General features: G+C 59.2%; 16 protein-coding genes and 1 pseudogene. 11 read left to right on the top strand and 6 right to left on the bottom strand.

Features of this window, described 5'->3' with window-relative positions:
• Positions 1 to 34: 34 nt before the first annotated feature.
• A pseudogene (locus FQ182_RS30195) lies at positions 35 to 109 on the top strand (outer membrane lipoprotein carrier protein LolA); the annotation flags it as partial.
• Between the two features lie 125 nt (positions 110 to 234).
• On the top strand, positions 235 to 1,188 hold the full coding sequence (locus FQ182_RS10515) for a DMT family transporter (protein ID WP_149411566.1): 954 nt from the start codon (positions 235 to 237) through the stop codon (positions 1,186 to 1,188).
• A 101-nt stretch (positions 1,189 to 1,289) separates the two neighbouring features.
• On the opposite strand, the gene FQ182_RS10520 is transcribed toward FQ182_RS10515, so the two are convergent.
• Positions 1,290 to 2,666, bottom strand: a complete 1,377-nt coding sequence (locus tag FQ182_RS10520) for a class II fumarate hydratase (RefSeq protein WP_149411567.1) — start codon at positions 2,664 to 2,666, stop codon at positions 1,290 to 1,292.
• A gap of 192 nt (positions 2,667 to 2,858) precedes the next feature.
• Here FQ182_RS10520 and FQ182_RS10525 point away from each other — a divergent pair, with 192 nt between their 5' ends.
• From FQ182_RS10525 to FQ182_RS10555, 7 genes are all read left to right on the top strand, one after another.
• Entirely contained in the window at positions 2,859 to 3,377 is a 519-nt protein-coding gene (locus FQ182_RS10525) for a DUF2059 domain-containing protein (RefSeq protein ID WP_133098935.1), read from the top strand.
• A 12-nt stretch (positions 3,378 to 3,389) separates the two neighbouring features.
• Positions 3,390 to 3,683 (top strand): BolA family transcriptional regulator, encoded by a 294-nt coding sequence (locus FQ182_RS10530; protein WP_149411568.1) that lies wholly within the window; start codon positions 3,390 to 3,392, stop codon positions 3,681 to 3,683.
• 122 nt (positions 3,684 to 3,805) lie between these two features.
• Complete coding sequence (locus tag FQ182_RS10535; RefSeq protein ID WP_149411569.1) at positions 3,806 to 4,747, top strand: rhodanese-related sulfurtransferase; 942 nt, start codon at positions 3,806 to 3,808, stop codon at positions 4,745 to 4,747.
• A gap of 36 nt (positions 4,748 to 4,783) precedes the next feature.
• A complete protein-coding gene (locus FQ182_RS10540; RefSeq protein ID WP_178114429.1) occupies positions 4,784 to 5,386 on the top strand; it encodes a DsbA family protein in 603 nt (200 codons plus the stop codon).
• Positions 5,379 to 7,199, top strand: coding sequence for an ABC transporter ATP-binding protein (locus FQ182_RS10545; protein WP_149411571.1), 1,821 nt, complete (start codon positions 5,379 to 5,381; stop codon positions 7,197 to 7,199). The genes FQ182_RS10540 and FQ182_RS10545 overlap by 8 nt, the downstream gene beginning before the upstream one ends.
• Positions 7,200 to 7,294: 95 nt before the next feature.
• Positions 7,295 to 9,769, top strand: a complete 2,475-nt coding sequence (locus FQ182_RS10550) for an EAL domain-containing protein (protein ID WP_149411572.1) — start codon at positions 7,295 to 7,297, stop codon at positions 9,767 to 9,769.
• Between the two features lie 79 nt (positions 9,770 to 9,848).
• The gene (locus FQ182_RS10555) at positions 9,849 to 10,607 is read left to right on the top strand and encodes a TenA family transcriptional regulator (RefSeq protein WP_371923872.1); all 759 of its coding nucleotides are present in this window, start codon (positions 9,849 to 9,851) and stop codon (positions 10,605 to 10,607) included.
• A 24-nt stretch (positions 10,608 to 10,631) separates the two neighbouring features.
• Here the strand turns inward: FQ182_RS10555 and FQ182_RS10560 are convergent, their stop codons facing one another.
• From FQ182_RS10560 to FQ182_RS10580, 5 genes are all read right to left on the bottom strand, one after another.
• On the bottom strand, positions 10,632 to 11,558 hold the full coding sequence (locus tag FQ182_RS10560) for a GGDEF domain-containing protein (RefSeq protein WP_149411574.1): 927 nt from the start codon (positions 11,556 to 11,558) through the stop codon (positions 10,632 to 10,634).
• Between the two features lie 338 nt (positions 11,559 to 11,896).
• Positions 11,897 to 12,637 (bottom strand): YciK family oxidoreductase, encoded by a 741-nt coding sequence (locus FQ182_RS10565; RefSeq protein WP_149411575.1) that lies wholly within the window; start codon positions 12,635 to 12,637, stop codon positions 11,897 to 11,899.
• A 34-nt stretch (positions 12,638 to 12,671) separates the two neighbouring features.
• Positions 12,672 to 13,343, bottom strand: coding sequence for an N-acetylmuramic acid 6-phosphate phosphatase MupP (gene mupP, locus FQ182_RS10570; RefSeq protein ID WP_133098926.1), 672 nt, complete (start codon positions 13,341 to 13,343; stop codon positions 12,672 to 12,674).
• A gap of 4 nt (positions 13,344 to 13,347) precedes the next feature.
• Positions 13,348 to 14,046, bottom strand: a complete 699-nt coding sequence (ubiG, locus tag FQ182_RS10575) for a bifunctional 2-polyprenyl-6-hydroxyphenol methylase/3-demethylubiquinol 3-O-methyltransferase UbiG (protein WP_133098925.1) — start codon at positions 14,044 to 14,046, stop codon at positions 13,348 to 13,350.
• Positions 14,047 to 14,106: 60 nt separating this feature from the next.
• Complete coding sequence (locus tag FQ182_RS10580) at positions 14,107 to 15,435, bottom strand: TRZ/ATZ family hydrolase (protein ID WP_149411576.1); 1,329 nt, start codon at positions 15,433 to 15,435, stop codon at positions 14,107 to 14,109.
• Between the two features lie 123 nt (positions 15,436 to 15,558).
• Here FQ182_RS10580 and mtnA point away from each other — a divergent pair, with 123 nt between their 5' ends.
• Positions 15,559 to 16,635, top strand: coding sequence for an S-methyl-5-thioribose-1-phosphate isomerase (gene mtnA, locus FQ182_RS10585; protein WP_149411577.1), 1,077 nt, complete (start codon positions 15,559 to 15,561; stop codon positions 16,633 to 16,635).
• Positions 16,636 to 16,937: 302 nt separating this feature from the next.
• Positions 16,938 to 19,601, top strand: coding sequence for a DNA gyrase subunit A (gyrA, locus tag FQ182_RS10590; protein ID WP_149411578.1), 2,664 nt, complete (start codon positions 16,938 to 16,940; stop codon positions 19,599 to 19,601).
• Positions 19,602 to 19,803 lie beyond the last annotated feature (202 nt).

The raw sequence follows: 19,803 nt of genomic DNA on the forward strand, positions 1-19,803 counted from the left end.
TAGGAGCGAGGGGGACGCCTAGTTCTTGCTCGCGATGGTCGTTAACGATGACGCGGACATCCTGAATCACCGTGGCGCCCTCAGGTTCTTCGCGAGCAAGCTCGCTCCAGAAAGGCGGATGGTGCTAAGCCGCCATGACCGCAGCAACGGATATGTACTCAATCACAAATACCTATCCCCGATCCGCACATCCCCTAGAATGCAGCCTTTATTTCTCTGATATCCGGGGCACTCATGCACATATCTTCCGGCCGCTGGGTCTACGGTTTATCCCTGGCCCTGTTGACCGCGCTGCTCTGGGGCATTCTGCCGATCAAGCTCAAACAAGTGTTGCAGGTGATGGACCCGATCACCGTGACCTGGTTTCGCCTGACGGTTTCCGGTGTTTGTCTGTTTGTCTATCTCGCCGCTGTCCGGCGTCTGCCCAGCTGGCGGTCCCTCGGCCCGCGCGGTGGCTGGCTGGTGGCAATGGCCGTGTGCGGGCTGGTCGGCAACTACGTGCTGTATCTGGTAGGGCTAAAAATGCTGAGCCCCGGCACCGCACAACTGGTGGTGCAGGTGGGGCCGATTTTTCTGATGATCGCCAGTGTCTTCATCTTCAAGGAGCGCTTTAGCCTGGGGCAGGGCATGGGCCTGCTGGTGCTGATCATCGGTTTTGCGTTGTTCTTCAATCAACGCCTGACGGAGCTGTTGACGTCCCTGGGAACCTACACTGCCGGGGTACTGACTATTCTCCTGGCAACCACGATCTGGACCTTCTATGCCTTGGGCCAGAAGCAATTGCTGACGGTATGGAATTCATTGCAGGTGATGATGGTGATCTACCTGTGTTGCGCCTTGCTAATCACACCGTGGGCGCAGCCCATGCAAGCACTGCAACTGAGCCCGTTGCAAGGCTGGCTGCTGCTCGCGTGCTGTTTCAATACGCTGATTGCCTACGGTGCATTTGCCGAGGCCTTGGCCCATTGGGAAGCATCGCGGGTCAGCGCGACCCTGGCGATGACGCCTTTGGTGACCTTTGTCGCGGTGGCTTTGGCGGTGTGGCTATGGCCTGACTATGTGCATGCCGAGCAGATCAACGCCTTGGGTTATGGCGGAGCGTTGCTGGTGGTGCTGGGGTCGGCGACGGTAGCGTTGGCGCCTTCGTTGTTCGCCGGGCTCAAGGCCCGGCGAGCACGCTTGATGTAGGAGCGAGCTTGCTCGCGAAGGTCGTTAACGATGACGTAGAAAACTTGACACCCAACAGCGCTCTCAGGCTTTTCGCGAGCAAGAACTAGGCGTCCCCCTTTCTACAACATGTTTTCCGGGCGCACCCACTGATCAAACTCTTCATCGGTGAGATACCCCAGCGCCAGCGCCGCTTCCCGCAGCGTCAGGCCTTCGGTATAGGCCTTCTTGGCAATCTGCGCTGATTTGTCGTAGCCGATATGTGGGTTCAGCGCGGTGACCAGCATCAAGCCCCGTTCCAGGTGTTCGGCCATTTGCTCGGCATCGGGCTCAAGACCGGCGATGCAATGCTCCTGGAAGTTGCTGCAACCGTCGGCCAGCAAGCGGATCGACTCCAGCAGGTTGTGAATGATCACCGGTTTGTACACGTTCAACTGCAAATGACCTTGGCTTGCGGCAAAACCGATGGTTACGTCATTGCCCATCACCTGGCAGGCCAGCATCGACAAGGCTTCACACTGAGTCGGGTTGACCTTGCCGGGCATGATCGAACTGCCCGGCTCATTGGCCGGTAACTTGACTTCCGCCAACCCCGCACGTGGGCCGGAACCCAACAGGCGCAGGTCGTTGGCGATTTTCATCAGCGCCACCGCCAGGGTTTTCAGGGCGCCGGACAAGGTAGTCAGCGGCTCATGACCCGCCAGCGCGGCGAACTTGTTCGGCGCAGTGACAAACGGCAGGCCCGACAGCGCCGCCAACTCAGAGGCAATCGCTTCACCAAAACCGTGTGGCGAATTGAGCCCGGTGCCGACGGCGGTACCGCCCTGGGCCAGTTCGCAGACAGCAGGCAGGGCGCTGCGAATGGCCCGTTCGGCGTAATCGAGTTGCGCGATGAAGGCCGAGACTTCCTGGCCAAAAGTAATCGGTGTTGCGTCCATCATGTGGGTGCGACCGGTCTTCACCAGCTTCATATGGCGCGCTGACAACTCTGCCAGGCCGCCGGACAACTCGCGGATCGACGGCAATAATCGCTGATGCACCGCCTGCACTGTGGCAATGCTCATGGCGGTGGGGAAGCAGTCGTTGGAGCTCTGGGAACGGTTGACGTGATCGTTGGGGTGCACCGGGCTCTTGCCGCCACGAGGCTTGCCCGACAGCTCGTTGGCGCGGCCGGCGATCACTTCGTTGGCGTTCATGTTGCTCTGGGTGCCGCTGCCGGTCTGCCAGACCACCAGGGGGAACTGGTCGTCATGTTGGCCGTCGAGCACCTCGTCGGCGGCCTGTTCGATTAGCCGTGCGATATCGGCGGGCAGGTCGCCATTGCGGTCGTTGACCCGTGCTGCGGCTTTCTTGATCAGGGTCAGGGCGTGCAACACGGCCAGAGGCATGCGTTGCTCACCAATGGCGAAATTGATCAGCGAGCGTTGGGTCTGCGCACCCCAGTAAGCGTCATCCGGGACTAGCACTTCTCCCAGGCTGTCAGTTTCGATACGGCTCATCGGGCACACTCCTTCGGGTCGGTTTGCGCAGTTTAGGCCGTGATGGGGCTGAGGGGTTCCCTAAAAGACTTTTCATCGGATTCAAGCCCGCAAAACCAGGCCCTGTAAGGCGTGGGGTTGAGCCGCAGCGTTTTTTAGGTGCAGAATGGTCGCCCCTGGGGTCTTACCTCGCCTGCTAGAAAAGGAAACTCGATGACTCGTCTTCGTGCCATCTGTACCGCGGTAGCCCTGGTATGTGCCAGCGGCCAGGTTTTTGCCGATACCGCCAGCCATAACGCCAGTGCCGAAGCCTTCCTTACTCTGGCCCATGCTGACAAGCTGGGTACCCCGGTGTACATGCAAGTGCAGCAAATGTTCGCCCAGCGTTTCGAACAGACCAAGGCTCCGGCCGCCAAGCAAACCGTCCTGGACACCTACCAGGCCAAGGCCAACACCGCCCTGGACCAGGCTATCGGCTGGAACAAGCTCAAGCCGGACATGATCAAGCTCTACACCAGCAACTTCAGCGAATCCGAACTCAAGGACCTGGTCGCCTTCTACAAGTCGCCACTGGGCAAGAAAGTCCTGGAAAAAATGCCACAGCTGACCCAGCAATCGGCCCAGTTGACCCAGGCCAAACTGGAAAGCGCGGTACCGGTGGTGAACAAGTTGTTGGAAGACATGACCAACGAACTGACGCCAAAAGCAGCAGCACCAGCCAAGAAGAAGTAAGCGGAGCCAGGAATGACCATGCAACAGCGTATCGAATCGGCACTCGTCGCCCTGAGCCCGCAACACCTGAGCGTGCTGGATGAAAGCCACATGCACAGCCGTGGGTTGCAGACTCACTTCAAGGCTGTGCTGGTCAGCCAGCAGTTCGACGGGCTCAACCGCGTCAAGCGCCACCAGAAGGTCTACGCCACCCTGGGAGACCTGATGGGTGAGTTTCATGCGTTGGCGCTGCATACCTATACGCCTGAAGAATGGGCGAAAATCGACGTAGCCCCGGCCTCGCCGACCTGCGCTGGCGGGCACTAACCGATGAGCCGGTGTTTCTGACACCGAGCATTTGCTAGAATCCGCAACGCGCCGCTTAGACGGCGCGTTTTTTTTGCATCCGGTTCACCCTTTACGAGGGTAGCCACCTGGAGAGAACACCCATGACTCACCCAATCGTCGTGGCGGCACTGTATAAGTTCGTCACCCTCGAAGATTACGTCGCCCTGCGCGAGCCGCTGTTGCAGGCGATGGTCGACAACGGCGTCAAAGGCACTTTGCTGATCGCCGAAGAAGGCATCAACGGCACTGTTTCCGGTAGCCGCGAAGGCATCGACGGGCTGATGGCCTGGCTCAAGAACGACCCACGCATGGACGACATCGACCACAAAGAGTCGTACTGCGACGATCAGCCGTTCTACCGCACCAAGGTCAAGCTCAAGAAAGAGATCGTGACCCTGGGCGTCGAAGGCGTCGACCCCAACAAAAAAGTCGGCACCTACGTCAACCCGCAAGACTGGAATGCCTTGATCAGCGACCCAGAAGTGTTGCTGATCGACACCCGTAACGACTACGAAGTGTCCATCGGCACCTTTGAAGGTGCGATCGACCCGAAGACCACCAGCTTTCGCGAATTTCCCGACTACATCAAAGCCAACTTCGACCCGGCCAAACACAAGAAAGTCGCCATGTTCTGCACCGGCGGCATTCGTTGTGAAAAGGCGTCGAGCTATATGCTCAGCGAGGGCTTTGACGAGGTCTATCACCTCAAGGGCGGCATCCTCAAATACCTCGAAGAGGTGCCTTTGGAAGAAACCAAATGGCAGGGTGACTGCTTTGTTTTCGATAATCGGGTGACCGTGCGCCATGATTTGAGCGAAGGTGACTACGATCAATGTCACGCCTGCCGCACACCGGTTAGTGTAGAGGATCGCCTATCCGAGCATTACGTGGCCGGCATCAGTTGCCCCCATTGCTGGGATAAGCTCTCCGAGAAGACCCGTCGCAGTGCGACCGACCGACAAAAGCAGATTGAACTGGCCAAGGCCCGCAATATGCCGCACCCGATTGGCTACAACTACAAGCAATCATCCACCGAGACTTAAGTCATGTCCGTGCGCCTGCTCTATGTAATGGATCCGATGTGCTCCTGGTGCTGGGGTTTTGCCCCGGTGGCCAAGGCGCTGGTTGAGCAGGCCCACGCCGCCGGCGTTGAGTTGCACCTGGTGGTGGGCGGTTTGCGCACTGGCAGTGGCGCGTCGCTGGAGCCAACCACTCGGCGCTACATCCTGGAGCATTGGCAGGCAGTAGCTGAAGCCACCGGCCAGCCGTTCAAGCTGGACGGCGCCTTGCCCGACGGTTTTGTCTACGATACCGAGCCGGCCTGTCGCGCCTTGGTCACGGCCCGAAGCCTGGCGCCGGATTGCGCCTGGACCTTGCTCGGGCTGATCCAGCAGGCATTTTATGTCGAAGGCCGCGACGTCACCCGTGCCAACGTGCTGGTGGAACTGGCCGAGACCGCTGGTGTGCCGCGCATCGAATTTGCCGAAGCCTTTGATCGTGCCGAACAGCATGCTGCCACGGCTGCCGATTTTACCTGGGTCCTGGACCTGGGCATCGCCGGTTTCCCCACCTTGCTGGCCGAACGAAACGGCCAGTTGGCCTTGCTCACCAATGGCTACCAGCCGCTGTCCGAGTTGTCACCATTGCTCGGTCGCTGGTTGGAGCGCGCCGCCTGTGCATGATCAGCCCGACAGCACTGAGCAATCCGAACGAGTGGATCGGCTGACCTGGGCGCAAGTCCGTCGCTTGGCCCTGCATCACAAGAAATCCTTGTGGACCGCCAATGGCGTTGCCGTCTTGGCAACCCTGTGCAGCGTGCCGATTCCCTTGTTGTTGCCGCTGTTGGTGGACGAAGTCTTGCTGGGCCATGGCGACGCAGCCTTGAAGGTGATGAATCACGCGCTCCCATCGGGCTGGCAGCAAGCCGCCGGTTATATCGGCCTGATGCTGCTGGTGACACTGTTGCTGCGCTGCGGCGCCCTGGTGTTCAACGTAGTGCAGGCGCGTTTGTTTGCGCGGTTGGCCAAGGACATCGTCTATCGCATTCGCGTGCGGCTGATCGAACGGCTCAAGCGCATTTCCCTCAGTGAGTACGAAAGCCTGGGCAGCGGCACCGTCACCACCCACCTGGTTACCGACCTTGATACGTTGGACAAGTTTGTCGGCGAGACCCTGAGCCGGTTCCTGGTGGCCATGCTGACCCTGGTGGGCACTTCCGGGATACTGATGTGGATGCATTGGAAGCTGGCGCTGTTGATCCTGTTGTTCAACCCGCTGGTGATCTACGCCACGGTGCAATTGGGCAAGCGGGTCAAACACCTGAAAAAGCTGGAAAACGACAGCACCTCGCGGTTTACCCAGGCCCTTACCGAAACCCTCGATGCCATTCAGGAAGTGCGCGCCGGCAACCGCCAGGGATTTTTCCTCGGGCGCCTGGGTCAGCGTGCCCAGGAAGTGCGGGATTTTGCGGTCAACTCCCAGTGGAAAAGCGATGCGTCCAGCCGCGCCAGTGGGTTGCTGTTTCAGTTTGGCATCGACATCTTCCGTGCGGCGGCGATGCTCACCGTGCTGTTTTCCGACCTGTCCATCGGCCAGATGCTCGCGGTGTTCAGCTATCTGTGGTTCATGATCGGCCCGGTGGAACAACTGCTGAACCTGCAATACGCCTACTACGCGGCGGGCGGTGCGCTGACGCGGATCAATGAACTGCTGGCGCGCGCCGACGAGCCGCAATATGCCGGCGGCGATGACCCGTTTGTGGGGCGTGAAACCGTGGGTATCGAAGTGCGCGGCCTGAACTTCGGTTATGGCGAGGATTTGGTGCTCGATCAGCTAAATCTGGTGATCGCGCCGGGAGAGAAAGTGGCCATTGTTGGTGCCAGCGGCGGCGGTAAAAGTACCCTGGTGCAACTGTTGCTGGGGCTTTACACGCCGCAGTCGGGCAGTATTCGTTTTGGTGGCTCGACCCAGCAGGAGATAGGCCTTGCGACCATTCGGGAGAATGTCGCCGTCGTGCTGCAGCACCCGGCGCTGTTCAATGATACCGTGCGTGCCAACCTGACCATGGGCCGTGAGCGCAGCGATCAAGCGTGCTGGCAGGCCCTTGAAATTGCCCAGTTGGATGCGACGGTCAAGGCACTGCCCCTGGGCCTGGACAGTGTAGTGGGACGTTCCGGGGTGCGATTCTCTGGTGGCCAGCGTCAGCGGCTGGCCATTGCGCGGATGGTCCTGGCGGAACCGAAAGTGGTAATCCTCGACGAAGCCACGTCAGCCCTGGATGCGGCGACCGAGTACAACCTGCATCAGGCGCTGGCGCGGTTTCTCAGTGGCCGTACTACACTGATTATTGCTCACCGTTTGTCGGCGGTGAAACAGGCCGATAGGGTGCTGGTATTCGACGGCGGGCATATCGCCGAAGATGGCGACCACCAGCAACTGATTGCCGACGGTGGTCTTTACGCCAAACTTTATGGCCATTTGCAACAAGTGCGCTAAATCGTTTCCGGACATTCATTCGCAGTCATCGAATTTAGCCTAGGCTGTGCTGTCAGGAGCGGTTTTCACTCGCCTGTGCTGGTGCAAGGGACCTCATGAAGCAAAAGCGGACTCTCGGAGTAACTCTCGAAACGCCACGGTTGCTGGGCATCATCTGGCCCTTTATCGCGGTTGTGCTGCTCCAGGCATTGTTAGGTTGTGTCAGTCTCTACATGCTTTCGGCAGTGCGGGGCTATGTGGCTGGCGAAAGCCTGTGGTCCAAGGGCCAGAAAGACGCCATCTATTACCTGACCCTGTACGCCGACAACCGCGATCAAGCCACCTTCCTCAAATACCAGAACGCCATTGCCGTGCCTCAGGGAGGCCATGAGCTGCGGGTCGCCCTTGACCGCTCCAGCCCGGACCTGACCGGGGCGCGCCTGGGCATTCTCAAGGGTGGAAACCATCCCGACGACGTGTCGAACCTGATCTGGCTGTACCTCAACTTCCGCCATTTCAGTTACCTGGAAAAAGCCATCGAACTGTGGACCATAGGCGATGGTTACTTGGTGCAACTGGATGACCTGGCGCAGGAGATGCACCGGGCAATCATTGCCAATCAGGCGAGCAGTGATGATATCCGGGGCTGGAAAGAACACATCATCGCCATCAACGAAGAGGTGACGCCGGCCGCCAAGGCTTTCAGCGATGCCTTGGGTGAAGGCTCGCGGGTAATTCTGCGCTTGCTGTTGATCACCAACCTGGCCACGACATTGGGGCTCATCGCCCTGGCGCTGTTGCGCACCCGTAAGCTGCTTGCCCAGCGCCATGCGTTTGCCGATGCTTTGCAGGTCGAGAAGGAGCGGGCCCAGATCACCCTTGAATTCATCGGTGACGCCGTTATCACCACCGATGTCGACGGTGCCATCGCCTACATGAACCCGGCAGCGGAGTCGCTGACGCACTGGAGGGCGGCCCAGGCTCAGGGTTTGCCCTTGGGGGCGTTGTTCAACCTGCTGGATGAAAATGCCCAGTCTGATGATTTTACCCTGATCGAACACATTCTTGGTGGCCAACTCAGTGGCGGCAGCGAGCATTCAAAACTGATCCAGCGCCTGGACGGCAGCACGGTTTCGGTGACCTTGGTGGGCGCGCCTATCCGCAGCGCCGGCAAGGTCAGCGGCGCGGTGCTGGTGCTGCACGACATGACTCAAGAGCGCCAATACATTGCCAATCTGTCCTGGCAGGCGACTCATGACGCCTTGACCGGGCTGTCCAACCGCCGTGAGTTCGAATACCGCCTGGAGCAGGTGCTGCACAGTGTGGGACGCCAGCAAACGGGGCGGCATGCCTTGATGTTTCTCGATCTGGATCAGTTCAAGCTGGTCAACGACACCTGTGGTCACGCCGCAGGGGATGAGTTGTTGCGACATATCTGTGCGTTGTTGCAATCCGACCTGCGCGAGGGCGACACGCTGGCCCGCCTGGGTGGTGATGAGTTTGGCATTTTGCTGGAAAACTGCCCGGCAGAAGTGGCCGAGAAGATCGCCGAAAGCCTGCGCCATACCGTGCAAAACCTGCATTTTGTCTGGAAGGGACGGCCTTTTGTCACCACTGTCAGCATCGGCCTGGTGCACATCTCGCAAACCCCTACCACCCTTGAAACGTCACTGCGGGCTGCGGATATGGCCTGCTACATGGCCAAGGAGAAGGGCCGTAACCGGGTGCAGGTCTATCACGCCGATGACTCGGAGTTGTCCCTGCGTTTTGGCGAGATGGCGTGGGTGCAGCGCTTGCACATGGCGCTTGAGGAAGACCGTTTTTGCCTGTATGCCCAGGAGATCGCGCCGCTCGGTCGTACCGATCCTGGCGATGGCCATATTGAGATCCTGCTGCGCCTGCATGATGAGGCCGGTCGGATCATCTTGCCCAACAGCTTTATTCCTGCCGCGGAACGCTATGGCCTGATGACTTCGCTGGACCGTTGGGTGGTGGAGAATGTGTTCAGGGTCATTGCCAAGTGCATGATCGAGCGCCCAGGCCGGCCCATGGCCATGTGTGCGATCAATCTGTCAGGCATAACCATTGGTGATGAAGACTTTTTGGGCTTTTTACGTGAGAAGTTCAAGGCTTACAGCATTCCTCCACAAATGATTTGTTTTGAAATTACTGAGACCAGTGCTATTTCAAATCTCGGAAGTGCAATTCGTTTTATTAATGAACTCAAAGAGTTAGGTTGTCACTTTTCCCTGGATGACTTCTGCCCCGGAATGTCCTCATTCGCTTACCTTAAACATTTACCTGTAGACTTCCTGAAGATCGATGGAAGTTTCGTAAAAGATATGCTGGACGACCCGATTAACCGCGCTATGGTCGAAGTGATCAATCACATCGGTCATGTCATGGGTAAATGCACAATTGCCGAATTTGTCGAGACACCGCAAATCGAACAAGCCTTGCTTGAAATTGGTGTGGACTACGCTCAGGGCTACCTGATTGAGCGTCCGCAATTGTTTACCTTTGACAGTTTGCAGTGTCGACCTGTGCGACCGCAGCCTCTGTTATTCAAGGCGCCCGGCACGTTCCGCTGAAACATTCGCTGGTCTGTATACATCACAAATCAAAAGGAGCCCGACAGTGATCGACACATTCAACAGAACCGGCCCGCTTATGGAAGCCTCAAGTTACCCAGCCTGGGCTCAGCAATTGATCCAGGACTGTAGCGAGAGCAAGCGCCGGGTTGTCGAACACGAACTGTACCAGCGCATGCGCGATAACAAGCTCAGCGCCAAGACCATGCGTCACTACCTGATTGGTGGGTGGCCGGTGGTTGAACAGTTTGCGTTGTACATGGCACAAAACCTCACCAAGACCAAATTTGCCCGTCATCCTGGTGAAGACATGGCGCGGCGCTGGCTGATGCGCAATATTCGCGTGGAACTAAATCACGCCGATTATTGGGTGGACTGGGCACGTGCCCATGGTGTCAGCCTGGAAGCGTTGCAAGCGCAGAACGTGCCGCCTGAGCTGCACGCACTGAGTCATTGGTGCTGGCACACCAGTTCGGCCGATTCGTTGATTGTTGCCATTGCTGCCACCAACTATGCCATCGAGGGTGCCACTGGGGAGTGGTCTGCGCTGGTGTGCTCAACAGGTGTCTACGCGGCGGCCTTCCCTGAGGACGACCGTAAGCGTGCAATGAAATGGCTGAAGATGCATGCCCAATACGATGACGCCCACCCATGGGAGGCGCTGGAAATCATCTGCACCCTGGCCGGGATGAGTCCGAGCAAGGCCCTGCAGGTTGAGTTGCGCCAGGCAGTGTGCAAGAGCTACGACTATATGTACCTGTTCCTGGAGCGTTGCATGCAGCTGGAGAAAGCACCGGTTGCCCGCGAGCGTCAGGCGCTGGCCACCAGCGAAGCCTGACAACGGAGTGTGGCGGGGTGGCGGTTACCCCGCCATTGCCAGCCGGTTGCGGCCTTCGCGCTTGGCCACATACAAGGCATTGTCCGCCCGGCGCAACAGGCTCTCGGCGGACTCTCCCGGCAACAAGGTCGAGCAACCCAGGCTTACTGTCAATTCGATACGCGTTGTTTGCGCCCAGTAATCCTGGGCCTGCGCCGCCTGGCGCAGTCGCTCGCCGACCATGGCCGCAGCATCCCGGCCGGTATTGGACAGCAGGATCAGAAACTCTTCCCCGCCAAAACGAAACACCATGTCGACATTGCGCAACTGACTCTTGATCGAGGCCGCAACAGCCTTGAGTACCTTGTCGCCAGCGGCGTGGCCGTGGCTGTCATTGATAAGCTTGAAGTGATCGATGTCCAGCATCAGCAATGACAGCGGATGCAAGTGCCTGCGGGCCATATCGATTTCCCGCTGCAGGGTCTGGTCCATGGCGATGCGGTTACCGGTTTCGGTCAGCGGATCACGCAGGGCGCTGCGGGTTGCAACGCGATACAGCAGGGCGTTACGCATGGGGAAGAGCAGCGTTGCCAGCAGCGACTCCAGGTTGCCCAGCTCCTCTTCCGTGAAACGCTGGTTGCGTCGAAATACCAGTTCCCCGAGATGCTCGCCCTGATGGCTCAGGGTGTAGCTCACCGAGTGATGGCCGCGCTGGCCGTACTCCAGGCGCAGGTCGCTGGTTTCGTGACGATATTGCAGGGCATCCAGTGGCACCAGCCTCTGAATTTCCCGAAAGAACAGGCCAAGAATGCGCTCTGGTTCCAGGCTGGTCTGCAATTGCAGGTTCAGTTGCTGGCGAAGCTGAGCAATGGTGGTGGGGCGTTGGGCTAGGAGGGAAGGCTGACCAAAGCCCAGGCGTTGCAATTTTTCACTGTCGAAGTCAATTGCGTTGGTCTGGGTCGGTGTTTTCATAAGCTGATGGCCTCTAAGCACATAACGCTGTCTTACAGGCTGGATGAGAGCAGTGATTGCCCAGCGACTGACTGTTCCCTCAGTTGCGTAAAACATGAGTAACAGTCTAGTCCGCTTTGCCGGGGGTGATAACCCCTGCTCCCATGCCGTACATCTTGTCGGGGCACAACCTGTTTGAAACAGATTGGAGCGAAATTCGTGCCATTTCGTTCAGCTTATAAAAAATCGTTTTGATTCAAGCGGTTGGTAGCAGGAGCAGGCAACAAGCAAAAGACGGTTTATTGACGAAAGGGTTGCAGGCGCCAGCGAACCGTCTCCTGCACCCGTGGGGATGAGGCTTATTGTGCGTCGAACGCCTGTCCATTGATGCCAGTACTGTCCGGACCCATCAGGTACAGGTACACCGGCATGATGTCTTCAGGCGTCGGGTTGTTGCTCGGGTTTTCTCCAGGGTAGGCCTGGGCGCGCATGCTGGTGCGAGTGGCGCCGGGGTTGATGCTGTTGGCGCGCACGGGGGCCACAGTGTCGACCTCGTCGGCCAGGGTTTGCATCAGGCCTTCGGTGGCGAATTTCGACACCCCATAAGCGCCCCAATAAGCACGGCCCTTGCGGCCAACGCTGCTGGAGGTGAACACCACCGACGCGTCCAGGGACAGCTTGAGCAGTGGTAGCAGGGTGGCGGTGAGCATGAACATCGCATTGACGTTGACGTGCATCACCCGCATGAAGTTTTCGCCCGACAGCTGTTCGATTGGCGTGCGCGGGCCGATGATCGAGGCGTTGTGCAGCAGGCCGTCGAGGTGGCCGAATTCGTTTTCGATCATCGCCGCCAACTCATCGTATTGATGGGGCAGGGCGGTTTCCAGGTTGAACGGAATCACCACTGGCTGTGGGTGGCCGGCGGCTTCGATTTCATCGTAGACCTGGGTCAGGTTGGCTTCGGTCTTGCCCAGCAACAGCACGGTAGCGCCGTGAGCAGCGTAGGTTTTCGCCGCCGCCGCGCCAATCCCGCGACCGGCACCGGTTATCAGGATGACGCGGTCTTTGAGCAGTTCTGGGCGTGCGCAGTAATCAAACATAAACAACCTCAACAGAATTCTTGTAGGAGCGTAATCAGCAGCTGCAAAGCGCGTTATCCAGCACCTTGCGCAGCTCCAGCGGATGATCCACCACCACATCGGCGCCCCAGTGGCGTGGATTGTCATCGGGATGAATATAGCCGTAGGTCACGGCCGCGGTTCGGGTGCCGGCGTCGCGCCCCGACTCGATATCCCGCAAGTCATCACCGACGAACAACACGCTGGCCGGGTCCAGGTCGAGCATCTTGCAGGCCAGGATCAGCGGCTCAGGGTCCGGTTTGCTGTTCGTCACATGGTCCGGGCAGATCAGTAGCGCTGAGCGCTGAGCCAGCCCCAACTGCTCCATGATCGGCTCGGCGAAGCGCAGTGGCTTGTTGGTGACCACGCCCCAGATCAGCTTGGATTTTTCAATGTCCGCCAGCAGTTCGGCCATGCCGTCGAACAGTTTGCTGTGGATCGCGCAACCTTTGAGGTAGCGTTCCAGGAACTCCAGACGCAGTTCTTCAAAACCTGGGGATTGCGGGTCCATGGAAAAGGTCACGGCGACCATGGCCCGGGCGCCGCCGGAAATTTCATCACGAATATGCTGGTCGGCAATCGGCGCCAGCCCACGGTCGGCGCGCATGGCCTGGCAGATGGCGATAAAGTCCGGCGCGGTGTCCAGCAGGGTACCGTCCATGTCGAAAAGAACCGCTCGCAACTTCATCGGCTTATTCCTCTCGCAGGGTCTGGATCATGTAGTTGACGTCAACGTCGCTGGCCAGCTTGTAGTGCTTGGTCAGTGGGTTGTAGGTCAGGCCGATGATGTCCTTGACGGTCAGCCCGGCCTGGCGGCTCCAGGCTCCCAGTTCGGAAGGGCGGATGAATTTCTTGAAGTCGTGGGTGCCGCGAGGCAGCAGCTTCATGATGTATTCGGCACCGATGATCGCGAACAGGTAGGCCTTGGGATTGCGGTTGATGGTGGAGAAAAACACCTGGCCACCCGGCTTGACCATACGGAAGCAGGCGCGGATTACCGACGAAGGATCAGGAACGTGCTCCAGCATTTCCAGGCAGGTGACCACGTCGAACTGCTCAGGCATTTCCTCGGCCAGGCCTTCGGCGGTGATCTGCCGGTACTCTACGCTGACACCGGATTCCAGTTGGTGCAGTTGGGCCACGGCCAGCGGTGCTTCGCCCATGTCTATGCCCATTACGGTGGCACCGCGCAGTGCCATGGCTTCGCTGAGAATGCCGCCGCCGCAACCGACATCCAGGATCTTCTTGCCAGCCAGGTTGACGCGTTCGTCGATCCAGTTGACCCGCAGCGGGTTGATATCGTGCAGGGGCTTGAACTCGCTTTCGCGGTCCCACCAGCGATGGGCCAGGGCCTCGAATTTGGCGATTTCAGCGTGGTCGACGTTACTCATGGGGCATCCTCTAAAATCTGACAAAACAGTTGCCGGCCCTGAACAGGCTCAGGGCCGGCGTTATTCGGTGTGTCCGCTGATGCGTTGGCCCCAGGCAACGGCTGTGGCGCACAGCTGTTGTTCATCCATGCGGGTCAGTTGCCGGTCGTCTAGCAATTGCTTGCCTGCGACCCAAAGGTGTTTCACGCAATCGCGTCCGGTGGCATATATAAGCTGCGAGACGGGGTCGTAGATCGGTTGTTGCGCCAGGCCCGAGAGGTCGAACGCCACGATGTCTGCGGCCTTGCCGACCTCCAGTGAGCCGACTTCGCTTTCCAGGCCCATCGCCCGGGCGCCGTTGAGTGTAGCCATGCGCAAGGCGCGATGGGCATCCAGGGCGGTGGCCGAGCCGGCAACAGCTTTGGCCAGCAGGGCGGCGGTACGGGTTTCGCCCAGCAGGTCCAGGTCATTGTTGCTGGCGGCGCCGTCGGTGCCGATTGCTACATTGACACCAGCCTGCCACAAACGCTCCACCGGGCAGAAGCCACTGGCCAGTTTCAGGTTCGATTCCGGGCAGTGGATGACGCTGCTGTTACTTTCTACCAGCAAAGCCAGGTCGTCATCGCTGATTTGGGTCATGTGAACAGCCTGGAAGCGCGGCCCAAGCAACCCCAGGCGAGCAAGGCGGGCCAGTGGGCGCTCACCGAGGTGCTCCATCGACTGCTGCACTTCGAAGGCGGTTTCATGCACATGCATATGGATTGCAGCGTCTAGTTCCTCGGCGATTATCCGGATTTTTTCCAGGTTTTCATCGCTGACGGTGTACGGCGCATGAGGCCCGAAGGTGATCTTGATCCGCGGGTGATGCTTAAGGTCGCCGAACAGTTCGACAGCCTGGCGAATGGCCTCGTCGGCATCGCTGGCGCCGGGAATCGGGAAGTCGAGGATCGGGACGGCAATCTGCGCGCGGATGCCGCTGTTGTGGACCCGCTCGCTGGCGACTTTCGGGAAAAAGTACATGTCTGAGAAGCAACTGATACCGCCCTTGATTTGCTCGGCGATAGCCAGATCGGTGCCGTCGCGCACGAAGGCCTCGTCGACCCATTTGGCTTCGGCGGGCCAGATGTGCTTTTCCAGCCAGGTCATCAGCGGCAAGTCGTCTGCCAGGCCGCGAAACAGGGTCATCGCCGCGTGGCCGTGAGCGTTGACCAGGCCTGGACTGAGTAGCATGCCCGGCAGTTCACGGACTTCAGTGGCGGCCAGTTTCAGTGCCATCGACCGTGGGCCGACAAACGCGATACGTCCGTCGCGGATGCCCAGGCCGTGCTCCTTGAGTACCACGCCTGCGGGTTCGACAGGTACCAGCCAGGTTGGCAGCAGCAAGTCGAGCGGGGCAGCAGTTGGCGTCATCGATGGCGTCTTCCCGAGTTGTGATAGGCAAGGCTGTTATAAAGAGGGGCGAAGTATACCCGAGCGTCTTGGCTGGCGGATCGCTATAATCGGCGGCTTTTGTTCATGAGTGCGGGGTGAGGGATGCGCGATCGACTGTTGGCTGCGGAGAAGGTGAAGGCCATCGACTGGCGTGATGGCACACTGTATCTGCTCGATCAACGCATTTTGCCGTTCGAGGAAACCTGGATTGCCTACACCAGCGCGGCCGGTGTGGCCGAGGCGATTCGCTCTATGGTGGTGCGTGGCGCACCGGCCATCGGTATCAGCGCTGCCTATGGCATGGTGCTGGCAGCCCGGGCCCGCATCGCCGAGGGCGGTGACTGGCAGGCCGCGTGGGAAGAGGATTTCGCTCTGCTGGCCGATTCCCGTCCCACGGCAGTGAATCTGTTCTGGGCCTTGAGTCGCATGCGCGACCGCCTGGATCGCCTCAAGGAGCATGCCGACCCGCTATTGGCGCTGGAGGCCGAAGCCATCGCCATTCATGAGAGCGATCGCGAAGCCAACCTGACCATGGCGCAATTGGGGGTCGACCTGATCCGCAAGCACCAGGGCAATGCCCAGGCGTTTCTCACTCACTGCAACGCCGGGGCATTGGCGACTGGCGGTTTTGGCACGGCCCTTGGGGTGATTCGTGGGGCATTTCTGGAAGGCATGGTCGAGCGGGTCTACGCCGACGAAACCCGGCCATGGCTGCAGGGTTCGCGGCTGACCGCGTGGGAATTGGCCATTGAGGGTATTCCGGTCACGCTGAATGCCGATTCTGCCGCCGCGCACATCCTCAAGACCAAGGGCGTGACCTGGGTGATTGTCGGTGCTGATCGCATTACCGCCAATGGCGATGTGGCGAGCAAGATCGGCACTTATCAGTTGGCCTTGTGTGCCATGCACCATGGTGTGCGTTTTATGGTGGTGGCGCCCAGTTCCACCATTGATATGAGCCTGGCCAGTGGTGAAGACATCCCGATTGAAGAGCGAGATGGCCATGAATTGCTGGAAGTGGGCGGCCAGCGGCTCGGCGCTGATGTGGATGTATTCAATCCGGTATTTGATGTGACGCCGGCTGACCTGATCGATGTCATCGTCACGGAAAAGGGCATCGTCGAGCGGCCGGATACGGCGAAGATGGCCCGGTTGATGTGTCGCAAGCGGCTGCATTGAGTCTATCTGCCTTCAAATTTCGCCTGAATCTACCTCTGAGCCCCTCTCGTCGCCCTCAAGCCTGTCATCCATCAACTTACTATGCTCCATGCGCATCAGGGGGATAGGTGCGTGGCGGCGATTGTGATAACATTCGGCGGTTTCCAGGGTCACCCCAAGGGGTGGTCTTTACTGCGCAGATCCGTGTCATAACTCGTTGATTTGTCGTAAGTCGTTGTCAGGCACCATGCCGGCGGCGGCGAGCTTCGTTCGTCCTATATGGATGTGACGAGGTTTCACCCGAAAAAGGAATCAGGCTTCTCATGGGCGAACTGGCCAAAGAAATCCTCCCGGTCAATATCGAAGACGAGCTGAAACAGTCCTACCTCGACTACGCGATGAGCGTAATTGTCGGTCGGGCACTGCCTGATGCGCGCGATGGCTTGAAGCCCGTGCACCGGCGTGTGCTGTTCGCGATGAGCGAGCTGGGTAACGACTGGAACAAGCCGTACAAGAAATCTGCCCGTGTTGTCGGTGACGTGATCGGTAAGTATCACCCTCACGGCGACACTGCGGTGTACGACACCATCGTTCGTATGGCCCAGCCATTTTCCCTGCGCTACCTGCTGGTAGACGGCCAGGGTAACTTCGGCTCGGTCGACGGCGACAACGCCGCAGCCATGCGATACACCGAAGTGCGCATGACCAAGCTGGCGCACGAGCTGCTGGCTGACCTGCACAAAGAAACCGTGGACTGGGTGCCGAACTACGACGGCACCGAAATGATCCCTGCGGTCATGCCGACCCGTATTCCCAACCTGTTGGTCAACGGCTCCAGCGGTATCGCCGTGGGCATGGCCACCAACATTCCGCCACACAACCTCGGTGAAGTCATCGACGGTTGCCTGGCCCTCATCGACAACCCTGAGTTGACCATCGATGAGTTGATGCAATACATCCCGGGCCCAGACTTCCCGACTGCTGCGATCATCAACGGTCGCGCCGGCATCGTCGAAGCCTACCGCACCGGTCGCGGTCGCATTTACATGCGGGCCCGCTCGATGATCGAAGACATCGACAAGGTCGGTGGCCGTCAGCAGATCGTCATCACCGAACTCCCTTACCAGTTGAACAAGGCGCGTCTGATCGAGAAGATCGCCGAGCTGGTTAAAGAGAAGAAGCTTGAAGGTATCACCGAGCTGCGCGACGAGTCCGACAAGGACGGTATGCGCGTCGTGATCGAGCTGCGTCGTGGCGAAGTGCCAGAGGTGATCCTCAACAACCTCTATGCCCAGACCCAGCTGCAAAGCGTGTTTGGTATCAACGTCGTTGCGCTGATCGATGGCCGCCCACGGATCCTTAACCTCAAGGATCTGCTGGAAGCCTTCGTGCGTCACCGTCGTGAAGTCGTAACCCGTCGTACCGTATTCGAACTGCGCAAGGCCCGTGAACGTGGGCACATCCTTGAAGGCCAGGCGGTTGCCCTGTCGAACATCGATCCGGTCATCGCCCTGATCAAGGCTTCGCCGACCCCGTCGGAAGCCAAGGAAGCGCTGATCAAGATGCCGTGGGAATCCAGCGCCGTTGTGGCGATGGTTGAACGTGCCGGCGCCGACTCCTGCCGTCCGCAGACCCTGGACCCGCAATACGGCCTTCGCGAAGGCAAGTACTACCTGTCCCCGGAACAGGCCCAGGCCATTCTGGAACTGCGCCTGCACCGTCTGACCGGTCTGGAGCACGAAAAGCTGCTGGCCGAGTACCAGGAGATTCTCAACCAGATCGGCGAGCTGATCCGCATCCTCAACAGCGCCGAGCGCCTGATGGAAGTGATCCGCGAAGAGCTGGAAGTGATCCGCGCCGAATACGGCGATGTGCGTCGCACCGAAATCCTCGATGCCCGTCTCGACCTGACCCTGGGTGACATGATCCCGGAAGAAGAGCGCGTCGTGACCATTTCCCACGGTGGCTACGCCAAGACCCAGCCGCTGGCTGCGTACCAGGCCCAGCGTCGTGGTGGTAAAGGCAAATCGGCTACCGGCGTCAAGGATGAGGACTACATCGCTCACCTGCTGGTTGCCAACAGCCACACCACGCTGTTGCTGTTCTCCAGCAAGGGCAAGGTGTACTGGCTGAAAACCTACGAAATCCCGGAAGCGTCCCGCGCTGCCCGTGGACGTCCGCTGGTCAACCTGTTGCCGCTGGGTGACGGTGAATACATCACCACCATGCTGCCGGTCGACGAGTACACCGAAGGTCACTACATCTTCATGGCTACCGCTGGCGGTACCGTGAAGAAGACCCCGCTGGAATCCTTCAGTCGTCAACGCAGCGTGGGCCTGATCGCCCTGGAACTAGACGAAGGCGACGTGCTGATTTCCGCGGCCATCACCGACGGCGAGCGTGAAGTCATGCTGTTCTCCGACGGCGGCAAGGTTACCCGCTTCAAGGAATCCGACGTTCGCGCCATGGGCCGTACCGCCCGCGGTGTGCGCGGCATGCGCCTGCCAGAAGGGCAGAAGCTGATTTCCATGCTGATCCCGGAAGAAGGCAGCCAGATTCTTACCGCATCGGCCCGTGGTTACGGCAAGCGTACCGCCATCAGCGAGTTCCCAGAGTACAAGCGTGGCGGTCAGGGCGTTATCGCCATGGTCAGCAACGATCGCAACGGCCGTCTGGTCGGTGCAGTCCAGGTGCTCGACGGCGAGGAAATCATGCTGATTTCTGACCAGGGCACCTTGGTGCGTACCCGTGTTGGTGAAGTGTCGAGCCTGGGACGTAACACCCAGGGCGTGACCTTGATCAAGCTGGCCAGCGACGAAACCCTGGTTGGCCTGGAGCGTGTCCAGGAGCCATCTGAAGTTGAAGGCGAAGAGCTGGAAGGCGAAGACGGGGTTGAGTTGCCGGACGAGGTGATCGCAGGCGCTGATGACGGCGTCGACGAGCAACCACTCGACGCTGCCGCAGACGAAGAAGAACCGCAGCAATAAGCGGACAAGCAGGGGGCGGATGAAGATTCGCCCCCTTGTTGTTTGTCCTTTATGAAACAGAACGCCTCCCCCCTGTAGGAGCGAGCTTGCTCGCGAAGATCGTCAACGATAACGCGGGATGCCTGGCGCCCCTTGCGCTCTCGGGTTTTTCGCGAGCAAGCTCGCTCCTGCAGTATTTGATTTCAGTCCCACCAGATCAGAG

This window comes from Pseudomonas sp. ANT_H4, from assembly GCF_008369295.1.
Taxonomy (GTDB): Bacteria; Pseudomonadota; Gammaproteobacteria; order Pseudomonadales; family Pseudomonadaceae; genus Aquipseudomonas.

Coding starts and splice junctions, on each gene's coding strand:
- FQ182_RS10515 (WP_149411566.1), top strand. CDS start 235: ATGCACATATCTTCCGGCCGCTGGGTCTACGGTTTATCCCTGGCCCTG.
- FQ182_RS10520 (WP_149411567.1), bottom strand. CDS start 2,666: ATGAGCCGTATCGAAACTGACAGCCTGGGAGAAGTGCTAGTCCCGGAT.
- FQ182_RS10525 (WP_133098935.1), top strand. CDS start 2,859: ATGACTCGTCTTCGTGCCATCTGTACCGCGGTAGCCCTGGTATGTGCC.
- FQ182_RS10530 (WP_149411568.1), top strand. CDS start 3,390: ATGACCATGCAACAGCGTATCGAATCGGCACTCGTCGCCCTGAGCCCG.
- FQ182_RS10535 (WP_149411569.1), top strand. CDS start 3,806: ATGACTCACCCAATCGTCGTGGCGGCACTGTATAAGTTCGTCACCCTC.
- FQ182_RS10540 (WP_178114429.1), top strand. CDS start 4,784: ATGTGCTCCTGGTGCTGGGGTTTTGCCCCGGTGGCCAAGGCGCTGGTT.
- FQ182_RS10550 (WP_149411572.1), top strand. CDS start 7,295: ATGAAGCAAAAGCGGACTCTCGGAGTAACTCTCGAAACGCCACGGTTG.
- FQ182_RS10555 (WP_371923872.1), top strand. CDS start 9,849: ATGGAAGCCTCAAGTTACCCAGCCTGGGCTCAGCAATTGATCCAGGAC.
- FQ182_RS10560 (WP_149411574.1), bottom strand. CDS start 11,558: ATGAAAACACCGACCCAGACCAACGCAATTGACTTCGACAGTGAAAAA.
- FQ182_RS10565 (WP_149411575.1), bottom strand. CDS start 12,637: ATGTTTGATTACTGCGCACGCCCAGAACTGCTCAAAGACCGCGTCATC.
- mupP (WP_133098926.1), bottom strand. CDS start 13,343: ATGAAGTTGCGAGCGGTTCTTTTCGACATGGACGGTACCCTGCTGGAC.
- ubiG (WP_133098925.1), bottom strand. CDS start 14,046: ATGAGTAACGTCGACCACGCTGAAATCGCCAAATTCGAGGCCCTGGCC.
- FQ182_RS10580 (WP_149411576.1), bottom strand. CDS start 15,435: ATGACGCCAACTGCTGCCCCGCTCGACTTGCTGCTGCCAACCTGGCTG.
- mtnA (WP_149411577.1), top strand. CDS start 15,559: ATGCGCGATCGACTGTTGGCTGCGGAGAAGGTGAAGGCCATCGACTGG.
- gyrA (WP_149411578.1), top strand. CDS start 16,938: ATGGGCGAACTGGCCAAAGAAATCCTCCCGGTCAATATCGAAGACGAG.